The sequence below is a fragment of the Ruegeria sp. HKCCD4884 genome (assembly GCF_013110855.1).
In the GTDB taxonomy this organism is placed as follows: domain Bacteria; phylum Pseudomonadota; class Alphaproteobacteria; order Rhodobacterales; family Rhodobacteraceae; genus Ruegeria.
In genome coordinates this window covers 59,296-73,934 of record NZ_WVRJ01000013.1, presented here as the reverse complement: position 1 = coordinate 73,934, position 14,639 = coordinate 59,296, and the positions used below count along the sequence as shown (strand labels likewise).

Sequence of the window (14,639 nt, the reverse complement as noted above, 5' to 3'; positions counted from 1 at the left end):
GATGAGCCAATCCGATTTGATGACCCGCATCCGCGCCCTGCCGATCTGGCAAAGTGAGATCGAGGCCGCGCCTCTGACCGGCGGTATCACCAATGTGAACTACAGAGTCACCGACAGCAGCGGATCTTATGTGGTGCGTGTGGGGGACGATATCCCGCTGCATCAAGTCATGCGGTTCAACGAACTGGCCGCCAGCAAGGCCGCCCATGCGGCGGGTTTGTCGCCGGCGGTTGTACACTCGTCAGGCGATCTGACGGTGCTAGAGTTCATCGAAAGCCGCACACTTACCGAGGAAGATGTCCGCAACCCGGATATGCTGCCGCGCGTGCTGGAATTGGTGAAGGCGTGCCATACCGAGGTACCGAAGCACCTGCGGGGTCCATCGCTGGTGTTCTGGGTCTTCCACGTCATCCGCGACTATGCCGCCACACTCATCGAACGCGGCAGTGCCCATTCAGCGCTGATCCCTGACCTGATCAACGCAGGCGCTACGTTGGAACGCGAGGCCGGGCCGTATGACATGGTGTTTGGCCATAACGATCTGCTCTGTGGCAACTTTCTGAATGACGGCAATCGCCTTTGGCTGATCGATTTCGACTATGCCGGGTTCAATTCGCCGCTTTTCGATTTGGGTGGGCTGGCTTCAAACAATGGTCTTTCCCCCGAACAGGAAGACTGGGTGCTTGAGACCTATTTCCACGCTCCCGTCACCGACGATCTGCGCCACCGTTATACGGCGATGAAATGCGCCTCGCTTCTGCGGGAAACCATGTGGAGCATGGTGTCCGAGATCACCTCGGACATCGAATTCGACTACGCAGCCTATACGGCCGAAAACCTCGCGCGGTTTCGCGCAGCCCTTTCCGATTTCAAAAATACCTGAGGACAGACATGACCGACCTTCCGAAAACAGCCAAAGCCGTCATTATCGGCGGCGGGATCATCGGCTGCTCGACCGCCTACCACCTGGCCAAACTTGGCTGGACCGACACGGTGTTGTTGGAGCGCAAAAAGCTAACCTCGGGCACCACCTTCCACGCGGCAGGACTGGTAGGGCAGCTGCGTTCGAACGCGAATATTACGCAGCTGCTGGGTTACTCGGTTGATCTGTATAACAAGATCGAAGAAGAAACTGGGCTTGGTACCGGCTGGAAGATGAACGGAGGACTGCGTCTGGCCTGTAACGAGGAACGCTGGACCGAGGTGAAACGTCAGGCCACCACCGCGCATTCCTTTGGTCTGGATATGCAGTTGCTGTCGCCGTCTGAGGCGCAGGAACTGTGGCCGCTGATGGACGTCTCGGACGTGATCGGCGCGGCTTATCTGCCAACCGATGGACAGGCGAATCCCTCGGATATCACTCAGGCACTGGCCAAAGGCGCACGTATGGCCGGTGCAAAGACTTTCGAGGACACAAAAGTCACCGATATCGAAATCGAAGACGGCAAGATCCGTGCGGTGATCACGGAACATGGCCGGATCGAATGCGAAAAGGTAATCTGCTGCGCCGGTCAGTGGACCCGCACCTTTGCCAGGCGCTTTGGTGTCAACGTGCCGCTGGTGCCGATGGAGCATCAGTATATGGTCACCGAACCTTTTGATGTACCGTCCAACCTGCCAACCCTGCGCGACCCGGATCGCCTGACCTACTACAAGGAAGAGGTCGGTGGCTTGGTTATGGGCGGCTATGAGCCGAACCCAATTCCTTGGGCGACTAAAGGGATTCCGCAGGGATTCCACTACACGCTGCTCGACAGCAATTTCGACCATTTCGAACAGTTGATGGAATTGGCTCTGGGTCGTGTTCCAGCACTGGAAAACGCAGGCGTTAAGACGCTGACCAACGGGCCGGAAAGCTTCACGCCAGACGGCAACTTCATCATCGGCGAAGCGCCCGAGTTGAACAACTTCTTCGTTGGCGCAGGCTTCAATGCCTTCGGCATTGCCGCTGGTGGTGGGGCGGGTATGGCGCTGGCTGAATGGGTCCACAAGGGAGAACCCCCCTTTGATCTGTGGTCCGCCGATATTCGCCGCTTTGGCCGCTCGCATTTCGATACTGATTGGGTACGCACCCGGACCGTCGAAGCCTATGGCAAACATTACACAATGGGCTGGCCGCATGAGGAGCACGACTCGGGTCGCCCCTGCCGCAAGTCACCGCTCTATGACACGCTGAAATCGCAGGGCGCGTGTTTTGGTGAGAAACTGGGCTGGGAACGCCCGAACTGGTACGCGAATGCGTCGCTAGGAGAGACCGCCAAAGATGAATACAGCTTTGGTCGCCAAAATTGGTTCGATGCGGTGGGCCGCGAACATAAGGCCGCGCGTGAGGCGGCGGTGCTGTTTGACCAGACCTCATTTGCCAAATTCGCGCTGAAAGGCCCCGATGCGCTGGCGGCGATGAATTGGATCTGCGCCAATGATGTCGACAAGCCGGTCGGCGCGTTGGTCTATACTCAGATGCTGAACGACAAGGGCGGAATCGAATGTGACCTGACCGTTGGTCGAGTGGCACATGACGAATTCTACATCGTCACTGGCACTGGCTTTGCCACCCATGATTTCGACTGGATCAACCGCAATATCCCGGAAGGCATGAACTGCCAGCTGTTCGACATCACCTCATCGAATGCGGTGCTGTCGCTGATGGGACCAAAGGCGCGGGATATTCTGGCGGCGGTGACGCGAGATGATGTTTCGAATGACGGGTTTAAATTTGGAACGATCCGCACAATCGGCATCGCCGGTTGCCCAGTCAAGGCGCTGCGCGTCACCTATGTGGGTGAGCTGGGCTGGGAACTGCATCTGCCAGTGGAATATGCCCAAACCGTCTATGCCGCGTTGATGGAGGCGGGCGCGCCTCATGGTCTGGTGAATGCAGGATACCGCTCTATTGAATCGCTGCGGCTTGAGAAGGGCTACCGCGCTTGGGGCTCGGATATCGGGCCGGATCATACACCGTTCGAAAGCGGGCTGGGCTGGGCCGTCAAGCTGCGCAAGGATGTTGCCTTCAAAGGCCGTGCCGCATCCGAAAAGCAGAAAGCAGAAGGCGTCAAAAAGATGCTGGCCTGTTTCACAGTTGACCCCGACATCGTCCTGTTAGGGCGGGAAACAATCTATCGAAACGGTGAAAGGGTCGGTTGGCTGACCTCAGGTGGTTATGGCTATACCATCGGGAAATCGATTGGATACGGTTATATCCGCAACCCCGAAGGCGTTGATCCAGAATATGTCACGTCCGGAGAGTATGAATTGGACGTGGCGACTACGCGAGTACCCTGTCAGGTGACTTTGCAGCCACTTTACGACCCCAAGATGGAACGCGTGAAGGTTTGAAGCCCCGAACGTGATCCGTAATCTATGCGGTAAGCAAAAGCTAGCGGCGGGGCACATCCGTGCCCCGCTTGGTGATTGGCTTGTAGCGGAAAAATGGCGTGAAGACAGCCCGAAAAGGACGCCCGGACCGCTTAAAATGGCTGATACTGATCGTGCCATGTTCCCCATTGCACCCGATGAAAACCGTCGTCAGAAACAACGCAGAAACATCCGTCTGAAAGGATTGAAATGGTCGTCGCACATACGCTGAAGGAACATGCCATTCAGATGGCTGACATTGCGTCGTCGTCTGCGATGCGGTTTTTCCGTGGATCTCTGGGTGTCGAGTTCAAACTGGATGAAAGCCCTGTGACGCAAGCTGACAAAGCGGTTGAAGCCGAGGTTCGGTCCTACCTGAACCAGCACTTTCCCGAGCATGGGGTCTTTGGCGAAGAGCACGGGCAAGAGGCAGGTGATGGTCGGCACATGTGGGTCATTGATCCAATCGACGGAACCCGATCATTTCTGTCTGGGCATCCATTGTTTGGGTTCCTGTTGGCACATCTGGTTGATGGGCAGCCTCAGTTAGGTTTGGTCGGAATGCCCGCTTTGAATGAGGTGTATGTGGGTGTCATTGGTGAAGTGGCCGCTCTGAACGGTAAACCCATTCGGACCTCACAACAAAAGCGTTTGGATCAGTCTATCTTATACGTAAACGAGGGCGACAAGATCCACCGGGATCACCCGGACCTATTCAACCGTTTGATGCAGGCCGGGCAGACGCGTCGGTTTGCCTATGACTGTTATCCGCATGCGTTGTTGGCCGCGGGGCATGTGGACGCTGTAGTGGATTATGACCTGCAACCCTATGACTACTTGGCGGTAGCGCCGCTTGTTGCGGCAGCTGGTGGTGTGATGACCGATTGGCAGGGCAGGGCGTTGACACTGGAGTCAGATGGCGCGGTCGTATCGGCGGCAACCCCTGATCTGCATGCAGATCTTCTGAAACTTATCAACACATAGTCAGTAAAAAGAAGGCCCGGCACTGTGGCCGGGCTCTTCCGTTTTTTGCTTATTCGGCAGCGATGGCTTGTTCAGAGCCAGCGGGTTTCGCAATCGGGCTCCATTCCAGATCACCTGTGTAACGCCAGGCCAGATCACCATTTTCATCCATTGCGATCAGGTGAAGCCAGCGGTTGTCAAACAGGGCTTTGACATTCGCATGCCGTTTCAGAATGTCGTTCATGGCTTCACGCGGCGCTTCGATTACAACGGACAGGCGCAGAGGATCATGCTGGAACGCTTCGCCATCATGGACCGATTGCCAAGGCAGCCCTGGGCGTAAAGCACCTCCGTTCCCCTCGACAACACCAATCCCGCCGACCACGTTGTGCAGCAGCTTGTTGCCACCGCCAAACAAGCCCGGCGCGACGGACGACCCGTAATACTGCAGGCTGATCCAGCTTGCCACGACCACCGGGGCGGTCATGATCAACTCAAGCACGCCAAACCCATCATCTGAACGCCAGTCATAGCTATGCAGAAAGGACAGTCCGGCCAATCCGGTCCCATCGGTCCGGCTGCGTGGGGCCGCAATAAAGGCCCGGCAACCTGCCAAACCCCATTCAGGCCGAAGTTCGGCCCAATCCTTGGCACGGCGGGCGATATCGTCACCTCCGTTGGCACGAGGCAACCGCGCCGAACGCTCGGCGCGCGCCAGGCGTCCGGCTTCATTCAGCCAGGTTTTCAATTTGGCGATCTGCGGGGCCCACAATCCTGCCGGATGGTCCTGATCAAACAGGGTGACGTCATCCGTCGTCGTATTGTGCAGCGCTGGAAGGAACAGCGTGTCAGCGGGGATGTCGATCCCTTTGCCCCGCAGACCCTCGCGCACCTGGTTGTCGTTCAGGAGGCTGGCCAGAAGCCGGGCGCTGACGTCCCCTGCATGACCACCGCAGGCACCGCACTGCAACGCGCTTTCATGGGGGTTGTTGGTGACGTCCGCCCCATGTCCTGCCAGCATCACGATACGAGCAAAATTCCCCGTCAGAGACATAGCGCCCAGGATGGCCTTAGCGGTATCGATGCGCGTGTTCAGATCCATCGAAGGATCCAGCTTGGGTGCAGGATCAAACTTGGTTTCCTTGCCACTGGCTGCCAGCGAGTCCCGAAGCAATTTACCTGCGTAGATCGGCCCGGTCGCTTCGACAAAGGCAAAGGATGAAACAGCGGCCAGCTTGAAACGCCCCCAAGCACGTTTCGCGCGGGCCGTGTAGCGCCGGTCGAGATCGGACAATGTGTCTTCTGCTGCTTTAGATGTGACATTGGGGTTCAGAAGAACGGGCCCCCGCAGCTCGGTCACGTCTGATCCTGCGCATTTATGCGCGCTGGCCAACCCAAAGAACCCGGCAAAGCCTATGGTTTCAATGCCTGCATCCTGTGTTTCCAGCGCCCTGCGGAAGACCTCGGACCGGACGTCAATACAGAACGCGGCCTGAACCATGGGGCGGCCTTCGGTTTTTCTTGGCTGAGATCCGGACAAAGCCTGCCCCAACTTGCGCTGTTGTGCCCGTTCAGCGGCATCTTGCAGAATGGCGTCAATCACCATGTCACGGGACGGTGTGATCGGCGTTTCGTGCACTGCGATGGTCTCCGACCAACGTGACGTAATCTGATCGCGGTACTGGTGGAACAGCGCCTCTTCAAACACCATCCGAATGGCAAGTAGTTCAGCCGTTGTTGTGTCGGTCTGTCCCTGAAGCTCGGCCTGCCACAACAAGTAGCGCGCATATTGTGCCCAACCGCCCAACGTGATCAGCCAGCGATGAAAGGTTGTTCCGGCCGCCTCTGGCGTCACGCCCAGCGTTTCCGCGGCCCGTCCGATGGCCCGCCATTGAGAACGGTTGGTGGCCGCCACAAATGCGCCAAAGCCCTTCAACCCATTGATTTCCGGCGTAAGGTCACGCGAGGCGAACTCCCGCCATGCACTGAATGCACCGCCAGCGCGGCTGGGCTGCCACAGGGCCTGGCCTTCGTCGAAATGACTTGCGGCCCAAGCTCCGATACGTTCTTCGATCAAACCCGGCCAGTCGATGCCCGACACGTCGGCGGCGAGATCCGCAACTGTTGGCAACGGGGCAAGAGGTGCCGCGTTCTTGGTCAAAGCAACGGTCACATCTTCCAGCTTTGGCGGATCAAAGCGGCTTTCGACATGAGAAATTGCCTCGACCAGATCACCGTCAACCATCTCGCCGGTCTTCAGCTTTTCGGCCATGGCTTGCCGGTCAGGTGTGATGCGAACACCGGCGACACGACCAAGGCGTGCAGCTGTCACCGCGAGGGTGTCTTCAGTCTGCCCCAGGAAGGGGTTTACGGCGACGTTGGCCGCCAGCGGAAACAAAGGAGGGATCTGACGTACGGCGTCATTTGCAATCGCGACCAGTTCCAAAAGCGGAGCAGGATAGCTTTCGTGTTTCATATACATGTCTGATCCCCTTTTCATACAGACCGCCGCGTGGACCATCCGTCCAGCAGCCGATCAAAGATTGCGTTGGCATAAAGCCCGTTGGACAGATGCACCCGGATGCCAGCCGCCGCAGGATGCGAGGCCCAAAGCGGGAAGGTTGACTGAGCCAGTGCCACTGCACCAAAGCTGATGAGCGCCAGTACGATCAGAGCCCATTCCAATGGTCCCGCAGCGGGTGTGGGTGGCAAAGTTCCGGCGGTCAGATGCTGCGCTGCAATTTGCAGAACGAAGTAGCTGACAGATGTTGCTCCGGCATAGATGACGGTGCGGCGGGTCAGGGCTCCGGGGGCTGCATCGGCAAATCCCTGCGCCAGCAGATAAGCGACGCCGAAGATCAGGATAACGCCCAGTGCGATGGCCTGAACCGATTTCCCATCGATCCCGAATACCGAAGCCACCGCGCCGTAGATCAAAATGCCGGTTGCGAAAGCCAGCAATACGTTGCGTGCGCTTGGCACAGCCACTGGCCCCGGCCGACGGATCGCCGCAACGTTGCGCACGGCTTCACCGGCGCTTAGGAAGGCATGCGCTTTATAAAGTGAGTGCGCCACGATGTGCAGCAGCGCCAACGGGAACAGTGCCAGCCCGCATTGCATGATCATGAACGCCATCTGAGCGATTGTGGACCATGCCAGAGACGTCTTTACCGCTGGTTGTGTCAGCATCACCAGCCCGCCAAACAGTGCAGTGAACCCGCCAAGCATGACCAGCAAGGCCATGATGCCCGGTGCAACCAGCATCACATCAGCAAAGCGGATCAACAGGAACCCACCGGCATTAATCACGCCTGCGTGCAGCAGTGCTGACACCGGTGTCGGTGCTTCCATAACCTCGGTCAGCCAGCCATGAACAGGGAACTGAGCTGACGCCAGCACGGCGGCCACTGCGATCAACAGGGCCGCAACAATTGTCACCACGGTTGGCTGTGCGGATGACAGGATCGTGGCGATATCGTTTGTTCCGTAGCCGATGATCAACAGGACTACGGCCAGCGCAAGTGCGGCCTCGCTTAGCCGCGCCACAACCGCCTTTTTGCGCGCTGCACGCTGTGCCGTTGTGCGTTCCGGGTAGAACAGCAGTAGTTGATGCAGCGCCAGGCTTGTTGCGATCCAGGCTGCAAGAAGTTGAGTGAGGTTGCCGGACATGACCAGCAAAAGAACGGAAGCAAGCGCAACGGACATCCATCCGGTGAAGGCGCCCTGTTTCTGTTCCCCATCCATGTAAGTCGCTGAATAACGCAGGACGATCCAGCCAATAAAGCTGACCAGAACCAGCATCGTGGCGCTTACCGCGTCCAACCGTACTGACAGTCCGACGCCCCAGAACCCGATCAGTGCCGATGTTCCGGATCCATTCGCAATCAGCAACACTGCAGATAGCGCAGACACAGCAAAGGCTGCCAACGCAGCCCATTCTGCGATTTTAGGTAAGTTGCCCGGGCGCATCCCCGGATGACGGCTGCAATAAAAAGCCGACCCTAAAAAGATCAGCGGACTCAGGAGGGGTAGAAGCAAATAGCTCATGCGTGTGTCCCTTGACGTTCGATACTGACTCGAATTGTTCAAGGAGACATATTTCGCGTGCCATCATATGAAAAATACATTGTTTGATTAAATACGTTCGGTTAAATAGAACGATATGCCGCTTAACTATCATCATCTCCGCTATTTCTGGGCGGTTGCCCATGACGGCAATCTGACCAGGACTGCACAACGTTTGAATCTGTCACAGTCCGCCTTGTCCGTGCAGATAAAGGAATTGGAAGATCGCCTTGGCCATCCCCTGTTTGAGCGCAGAGGCCGCAAGCTGCACCTGACCGAAGCCGGACATATCGCGCTGGACCACGCAGATGCGATTTTTGCGACAGGCCAGGAACTTGTGGCAACCTTGCAAGATGCTGGAAACACGCGGCAGGCGCTTAGGGTGGGGGCGCAGTCCACCCTGTCGCGGAACTTTCAGATTCGCTTTTTGCGACCCATATTGGCGCGTGTTGATGTCGAGGTCATCTTGAGGTCTGGCAGTCCAAGTGAGTTGCTGGAAGGGCTGGAAACGTTGAATTTCGACTTGGTCCTCATGAACCACGAACCCGCGAGTGACAGCCTGACCAGCTTTGTCACTCATCATCTGGCCGAACAACCGGTGAGTATCGTTGGAACCCCGGATCGCCTTGATCCGACGCGCCCGATACGGGATTTGTTGGAAGAACAACCTTTCATCCTGCCCACAACCAACAACAGTGTTCGTACTGCGTTTGACGCTATGGCCAGCCGCATGTCGGTACGGCCTCAGGTAGCTGCCGAGGTGGACGATATGGCCATGATGCGGCTTTTGGCGCGCGAGGATATCGGCTTGGCTCTGGTGGCTCCGATCGTTGTTCAGGATGAGCTGAACTCGGGCCGTTTGGTCGAGGCAAATGAGCATCCGAAGATCAAGGAAAACTTCCACGCAATTACGTTCAAGCGCCGGTTCCCTAATCCCTTGGTGCAGGAGCTTTTGTCACACGGACCAGACACGTAGGCCAAAATCTGACGTCAATCACCGCGCGCGGATTTGAACAGATATAGGAACACAAAAAGAGACCCGATCGACGTTGTTACGATACCTACGGGCAGTTCTTGAGGGGCCAAAAGCAGGCGGGACAGAATATCCGACATCGTCAGCAGGATCGCCCCGACGATAGCTGAGGTAATCAACAGGTTTCTGTGCAGCGTGCCGGCAATGCCCCGTGCAATATGAGGGACCATTAACCCGACAAAACCAATAACGCCGGCCACGGAAACAAAGCTCGCCGTCGCCAATGCCGCGACAAAGAACATACTAAATCGCAAGCCCTGAACGGGTATGCCAAGAGAGGACGCCGTGAAATCTCCGGTTAAAAGGGCATCCAGCCAGCGACTGCGGTAAAGAGCATAACTCAGGATCAGAGCCAGTCCGGTCAGAACCAGTGGGAATGTCTCCCACCGTGCAAGGCCCAACCCGCCAAGCATCCAGAAGATGACCGAATGCGCCGCGCGATTGTCGCCGGAAAAAATCAAATAGTTTGTGATGGCCGAGAACAGAAAGGACACGGCCAAACCGGCTAGAATCAGTTTTTCCGGCGCACTTGTGCGCAGGCCCTGAACCAGTGCCAGAACAATGCCCGAAGCAATCAAGCCTCCGCAAAATGCCGCCAAGGGCAGGGTCCAAATGCCCAGTACATCACCCGTGACGGTGATCACCAACACAGCCCCGGCAGCCGCGCCCGAGGACAGGCCAAACAAGAATGGATCGGCAAGATCGTTGCGCGTGGTTGTTTGCAAAACCACACCAACAACCCCCAATCCTGCCCCGATGACCGCGGCAAACAAGGCGCGGGGAAGGCGCAAGTCGAAAACGATCCGGTGAAGCGGGGACATGTCGCCATCGATCAGGCCTGTTCCTAGACCAATCGCGGCGACCACGTCGCGCACAGGAATATTTGTTGTTCCATAAACGATGGACAGCAGCAAAAGGGCGATCAGAACGATCGCCCCCAGCAAGATCGAACGGCCCAAATGGGCCATATCAGTTGGTCTCCGGGTGCATTGCCTTGACCATCTTTTCGATGGCCTCAATGTTTGCCGGGCCGGGTGTCAGCTCTTCGTAGCGCAGGCCGATCCAGCGCTCGTTCTTGACTGCATCGGTTTGAGACATGACGGGATGATCTTTCAGGAACTGAAAGGTGTCTTCTGCACCGTTTCCTGTCTGATAGTCCAGCAGAACCAGGAATTCCGGGTTTGCAGCAGCCACGGTTTCCCACGACGTACGACCCCAGCTGGTGTCCATGTCATGGGTCACATTCTCTCCGCCTGCTGCGGCGATCATCGCGTCCGGTATCGCAAATTTACCAGCGGTAAACGGCGCATCTGCCGGCCCGTCCAGCAGGAAGACACGTGGTTTGGGCAGATCAGCTGTTTTGGCTTCGATAGCGGCCAGTTGGTCTTTCCAGCCCGAGACAAGCTCTTGCGCCTTGGCTTCGACGCCCATGACCTGACCCAAACGCAGAACGTCGCCAAACAGCAGGTCCATGCTGGCCTCTGGCCGATCTTTGTTCAGATGTACGCAGCTTTCGGTCAGAACCATGGTCTTGATGCCGAAGGGCGAAAGGGTGTCCGGAGTAACCTCGCCACCCGGCTGCATACCGTAATACCACCCTGCAAAGAACATGTCGGGTTCTACTGCGATGAGGTTCTCAACAGTAGGGTATTTTGGTGCAAGCTCTGGTATATCACCGCGCTGTGCATCAAAATCAGGGCTTGTCTTGTACCAGCCCGTGATGCCGGTCAGGCCCACGATCTTGTCTTGCAGACCCAATGCGAAGGCCATGTCGGTCATGTTCATGTCGTGGACAACGATCCGCTCGGGCGCGGTTTCAAAAACCAGCGGTTCGCCGCAATTGTCCACTGTGATGGCTTCTGCGACCGCGCCGCTTGCCAGGCCAGTGAACAGAGCCACAGGCCAAAGTTTCTGCATCATTGTAAGCTCCTGTTATGATGACAGTTTTCTTTTTCGGATATCCAGCGCAGGGATCATGCGGCCTTCATGCTGAAAGCATAGATAATCCACACCAAAGGTGTCGCGGACACGTTCTGAGGTCAGCACGTCGCTGACCGGGCCATAGCCCGTCAGGCGTGTGGATTTCATCAAAGCCACATGCGTGGCGAATTCCGGGATCATGACCAGATCGTGGACGATCATGACCACCGTGACGCCCAGCTCGGCCACCAAGGACAACATGTGCCCCTTGGCGTCTGGATCCAGGTGATTGGTCGGCTCGTCCAGAAACAACAAGGATGGGTTTTGTGCCAAAGCGCGCGCGATGTGAGCGCGCTGTCGCTCGCCACCCGATAGCTGGCTCATCGGCTTGCGGGAAAGATGAGACAATCCGGTTGTTTCCAGAACTCGATCAAGATCTACCTTATGCTCGGTTGCCGATTTATCCGCCTGAATCGGGATTTGCCCAAGCGCAACATAGTCTCGCAAACGCAACCGACCGTCTGGCATTTCTTGCTGGCCTACGACCGCGATGGTTCGGGCACGCTCATGCGCGGACAGGGTGCGCAAGCTTTTGCCTCTTATAAGCACATCACCCAGAGCAATACGTTCTATTCCGCAAAGCAACTTGAGCAGTGTTGTTTTTCCCGCGCCATTCGGTCCCGCAATTGCCAGAATCGAGCCCTCCTCCAAGCCGAAGGATACGTCCTGCAAAAGGACATCGCCGTTCAAAGCGTAATATTCGAGGCCTTCGACCGACAGAAAACTCATGACACCCTCTCCGTTGGAAGGGCTGGTATTCGCGACAAGGTCTTGGTGAATAACGCGGGCGGGCGTTCGGTAGCACTTGTCCAGCCATCGGAACTAAGGCGGTATTGTCCGGCAAATTCCGCCACTGCGTCCAGGTCCAGTTCCGTGTCGATGTCTCCAAACAGATACTGCGCCTTGCCCGGTGCCTGAAGGCCAATGGTGGTTGGTCGGGAACAGCCCGCCATGCAATCAACTGTTCGGATTGCAAATCCCTCGGGCAGTATTGGAGCTAACGCGCCAGTCACTTGATCGGTGGACATGGCACCAGAGCAGGTCGCGCACACAAGAATGAAATGATCAGCGGTTTTCGTCATTGCGTGTAGCGCTTACTGTGGGTTGGACAAAGAAGCAATGTTATAACGTAACGTAGCGCTGAATTAGTGGCACCGCGGGATGCCTCAGCGCAGTAGGTGTTGAAAAAGAAATTTTTGCTGTCAGTCACTCTTAACGCTGTCCGCTCCGCTTGAAACCAAGCGCGGACAGAAGGTGCCACCAATGTAAACACGCGAAAAACGTGCCATCAAAGCCTCCTTCCAGGACGCCCCGCCCCGGGTTGGTTTAACATCGGATGGCAGGTCTCCTGACTTGCGGGTCAAGGCTCGGCCCACCTTCCCAACCCTTTCGGGGTCAGTGGCGCAGTGGCGTCGCTCTCCGCTTACAGTTGCGGGGGCAGTCACGGACTTGGCAAAATACTGTGCCGCACCGTATTCCCATTTTCATCCCTTACGGAACCATCCCGCTCAGCTAGTCTCCTGGTGCTGGACTTGTCAAGCAAGAGAATGAGTGGCGTTTGACGAAATCACTTGGGCTCAGCCCAGTTGTCTGTCGGTTATTGTCAACCCGGTCTACGTCAGTAGTCGGAAACCAATAGGAAATCTGGCGCGGCATCTTCCTCGATCTTTGAAAATCGAGGGATCGGATCTTCGAACACATTATCCGTTCGATCATCATTCACAGTCGAAACCTCGCCGATAAGGCAATCACCGTGCTCGGCCCAGAACGCGTGCCAAACTCCGGGCATCAGGGTTACGCTTTGCCCTGGTTTCAGGCGTAGATGCTCACCTGGTTGCAACGTAACAGGGCAGGCATCGCTGGGCACTGTGACAGGCGTATGCCGGTCGATGCCACCTTCTGGGTCCGATGCATAGATCTCCATCACCAGATCGCCGCCGCCACGGTTGATGATGTCCTCTGCCTTGATGATGTGGCGATGCATCGGAGACAGTTGTTTGTCTTTCGAAATCAGCAATTTTTCTGCGTAAAGCATCCCGCGCCCAGACTGCAAATCATTCACTTCGCCGTTGCGCAGCGTGAAAAGAAACAGGCCCAGTTCATCGAACCGGCCCTGAGCGTAATCGGTGATGTCCCACCCCAACCCGCGGCTGCGGACCGTTTGCGCCACTGGGCTGCGCATCTGTTCGGGTGACCAGTCTGCAAAAGGCGGCAGTACAGCGCCAAAGGACTGGATGAACGCCTGCGCTTCGGATTTGATGCGATTTATGTCAGATCGTTTCATTGGTTTTTCCAAGAATTATAGCTCATGAGCCCAGGGGGGTTCCGCCCCGGCGCGAGATACGGTTACAGCGGCAACTTCGGCGCCCAGTTCCATGGCCGCGTGCAAAGCGCTAGAAGTTAAGTTGCGTACAGCGGGTTTTGTCAGATGCCCGGCGCGGCTGAGACCAGTGAGCACACCTGCATTGAACGTGTCCCCCGCACCGATCGTGTCCACGACCTGCACCGGTTTTACCGGCACCGTCACTTGCGATCCATCCGCCAGATACCCGTTCGCGCCGTCGCCGCCCCGGGTCACAATCAGGGCTGATGGACCGGCTTGCAACAACAAGGCTGCTTTGGCTGCTTCGGGTTCCGCACCGGGAATGATCCAGTCCAGATCCTCGTCCGACACTTTGACGATATCGGATTGCGCGATCATGCGGTTCAAACGCGTTCGAAATCGGGTTTGATCCTGAATAAAACTCGGACGAATGTTGGGATCCAACATGACAGGGCGGTCGTTTCCGTGTTGAGCCAGCAAAGATGCATAAGCATCTGCACATGGCTCACACGCCAAGCTTATACCCCCAAGATACAATGCCGAGATGGCAGGGAGTTGGTCTGGCATATCTTCGGGTGCCAACATACGGCCAGCCGTGTTTTCATCAACGAAACTGTAGGTTGCGTGCCCATCTTCAAGTTGTACAAACGCAAGTGTAGTGGGACGATCCGAGACAATTACATGCGAAACGTCAACGTGGCTGGCCTTTAACGCGTTGATCAGTTGCTGACCAAACATATCCGTAGAAACACCGGTCAACATCCCCACGGACTCACCCAAGCGCCCCATGGCAACAGCGGTATTCAGGATCGCGCCACCCGTATGGGGCACAAAGCCGTGCGCGCCGGACACTGTCGGCTCGGCAATCATGTCAATCAGGGCTTCCCCACAGCACAGGATCATTCCAACGTCCTCTCCCAG

Annotated in this window: 12 protein-coding genes and 1 riboswitch; of the genes, 4 read left to right on the top strand and 8 right to left on the bottom strand. The window is 56.8% G+C overall.

Annotated features, from left to right (window positions below; genetic code table 11):
• Position 1: 1 nt before the first annotated feature.
• The 3 genes from GS636_RS17680 to GS636_RS17670 all read left to right on the top strand — a co-directional run bounded on the left by GS636_RS17680 (position 2) and on the right by GS636_RS17670 (position 4,338).
• A complete protein-coding gene (locus tag GS636_RS17680; RefSeq protein WP_171094832.1) occupies positions 2–883 on the top strand; it encodes a phosphotransferase in 882 nt (293 codons plus the stop codon).
• An 8-nt stretch (positions 884–891) separates the two neighbouring features.
• Positions 892–3,336, top strand: coding sequence for an FAD-dependent oxidoreductase (locus GS636_RS17675; protein ID WP_171671202.1), 2,445 nt, complete (start codon positions 892–894; stop codon positions 3,334–3,336).
• A gap of 228 nt (positions 3,337–3,564) precedes the next feature.
• The gene (locus tag GS636_RS17670) at positions 3,565–4,338 is read left to right on the top strand and encodes an inositol monophosphatase family protein (protein WP_171671199.1); all 774 of its coding nucleotides are present in this window, start codon (positions 3,565–3,567) and stop codon (positions 4,336–4,338) included.
• A 49-nt stretch (positions 4,339–4,387) separates the two neighbouring features.
• Here the strand turns inward: GS636_RS17670 and GS636_RS17665 are convergent, their stop codons facing one another.
• Together GS636_RS17665 and GS636_RS17660 are read right to left on the bottom strand one after the other, a co-directional pair.
• Positions 4,388–6,799, bottom strand: a complete 2,412-nt coding sequence (locus GS636_RS17665) for a YbcC family protein (RefSeq protein ID WP_171671196.1) — start codon at positions 6,797–6,799, stop codon at positions 4,388–4,390.
• 14 nt (positions 6,800–6,813) lie between these two features.
• The gene (locus GS636_RS17660; RefSeq protein ID WP_171671193.1) at positions 6,814–8,364 is read right to left on the bottom strand and encodes a proton-conducting transporter membrane subunit; all 1,551 of its coding nucleotides are present in this window, start codon (positions 8,362–8,364) and stop codon (positions 6,814–6,816) included.
• Positions 8,365–8,479: 115 nt separating this feature from the next.
• Between GS636_RS17660 and GS636_RS17655 the strand changes: the two genes are divergently transcribed.
• Positions 8,480–9,358 (top strand): LysR family transcriptional regulator, encoded by an 879-nt coding sequence (locus tag GS636_RS17655; RefSeq protein ID WP_171094822.1) that lies wholly within the window; start codon positions 8,480–8,482, stop codon positions 9,356–9,358.
• Positions 9,359–9,372: 14 nt separating this feature from the next.
• Here the strand turns inward: GS636_RS17655 and GS636_RS17650 are convergent, their stop codons facing one another.
• The 6 genes from GS636_RS17650 to GS636_RS17625 form a co-directional block, all read right to left on the bottom strand.
• Entirely contained in the window at positions 9,373–10,383 is a 1,011-nt protein-coding gene (locus GS636_RS17650; protein WP_171094819.1) for an iron ABC transporter permease, read from the bottom strand.
• Position 10,384: 1 nt separating this feature from the next.
• Positions 10,385–11,335, bottom strand: coding sequence for an ABC transporter substrate-binding protein (locus GS636_RS17645; protein ID WP_253284769.1), 951 nt, complete (start codon positions 11,333–11,335; stop codon positions 10,385–10,387).
• Positions 11,336–11,347: 12 nt separating this feature from the next.
• A complete protein-coding gene (locus GS636_RS17640) occupies positions 11,348–12,124 on the bottom strand; it encodes an ABC transporter ATP-binding protein (RefSeq protein WP_171094817.1) in 777 nt (258 codons plus the stop codon).
• Complete coding sequence (locus GS636_RS17635) at positions 12,121–12,477, bottom strand: DUF1636 domain-containing protein (RefSeq protein ID WP_171671190.1); 357 nt, start codon at positions 12,475–12,477, stop codon at positions 12,121–12,123. The genes GS636_RS17640 and GS636_RS17635 overlap by 4 nt, the downstream gene beginning before the upstream one ends.
• 238 nt (positions 12,478–12,715) lie before the next feature.
• Positions 12,716–12,914, bottom strand: a riboswitch (cobalamin riboswitch).
• Between the two features lie 99 nt (positions 12,915–13,013).
• The gene (locus GS636_RS17630) at positions 13,014–13,679 is read right to left on the bottom strand and encodes a D-lyxose/D-mannose family sugar isomerase (RefSeq protein ID WP_171671188.1); all 666 of its coding nucleotides are present in this window, start codon (positions 13,677–13,679) and stop codon (positions 13,014–13,016) included.
• Between the two features lie 15 nt (positions 13,680–13,694).
• Positions 13,695–14,621, bottom strand: coding sequence for a carbohydrate kinase (locus GS636_RS17625; RefSeq protein ID WP_171094811.1), 927 nt, complete (start codon positions 14,619–14,621; stop codon positions 13,695–13,697).
• Between the last annotated feature and the right edge of the window lie 18 nt (positions 14,622–14,639).

Coding starts and splice junctions, on each gene's coding strand:
- GS636_RS17670 (WP_171671199.1), top strand. CDS start 3,565: ATGGTCGTCGCACATACGCTGAAGGAACATGCCATTCAGATGGCTGAC.
- GS636_RS17675 (WP_171671202.1), top strand. CDS start 892: ATGACCGACCTTCCGAAAACAGCCAAAGCCGTCATTATCGGCGGCGGG.
- GS636_RS17680 (WP_171094832.1), top strand. CDS start 2: ATGAGCCAATCCGATTTGATGACCCGCATCCGCGCCCTGCCGATCTGG.
- GS636_RS17630 (WP_171671188.1), bottom strand. CDS start 13,679: ATGAAACGATCTGACATAAATCGCATCAAATCCGAAGCGCAGGCGTTC.
- GS636_RS17650 (WP_171094819.1), bottom strand. CDS start 10,383: ATGGCCCATTTGGGCCGTTCGATCTTGCTGGGGGCGATCGTTCTGATC.
- GS636_RS17665 (WP_171671196.1), bottom strand. CDS start 6,799: ATGTATATGAAACACGAAAGCTATCCTGCTCCGCTTTTGGAACTGGTC.
- GS636_RS17645 (WP_253284769.1), bottom strand. CDS start 11,335: ATGATGCAGAAACTTTGGCCTGTGGCTCTGTTCACTGGCCTGGCAAGC.
- GS636_RS17640 (WP_171094817.1), bottom strand. CDS start 12,124: ATGAGTTTTCTGTCGGTCGAAGGCCTCGAATATTACGCTTTGAACGGC.
- GS636_RS17660 (WP_171671193.1), bottom strand. CDS start 8,364: ATGAGCTATTTGCTTCTACCCCTCCTGAGTCCGCTGATCTTTTTAGGG.
- GS636_RS17655 (WP_171094822.1), top strand. CDS start 8,480: ATGCCGCTTAACTATCATCATCTCCGCTATTTCTGGGCGGTTGCCCAT.
- GS636_RS17625 (WP_171094811.1), bottom strand. CDS start 14,621: ATGATCCTGTGCTGTGGGGAAGCCCTGATTGACATGATTGCCGAGCCG.
- GS636_RS17635 (WP_171671190.1), bottom strand. CDS start 12,477: ATGACGAAAACCGCTGATCATTTCATTCTTGTGTGCGCGACCTGCTCT.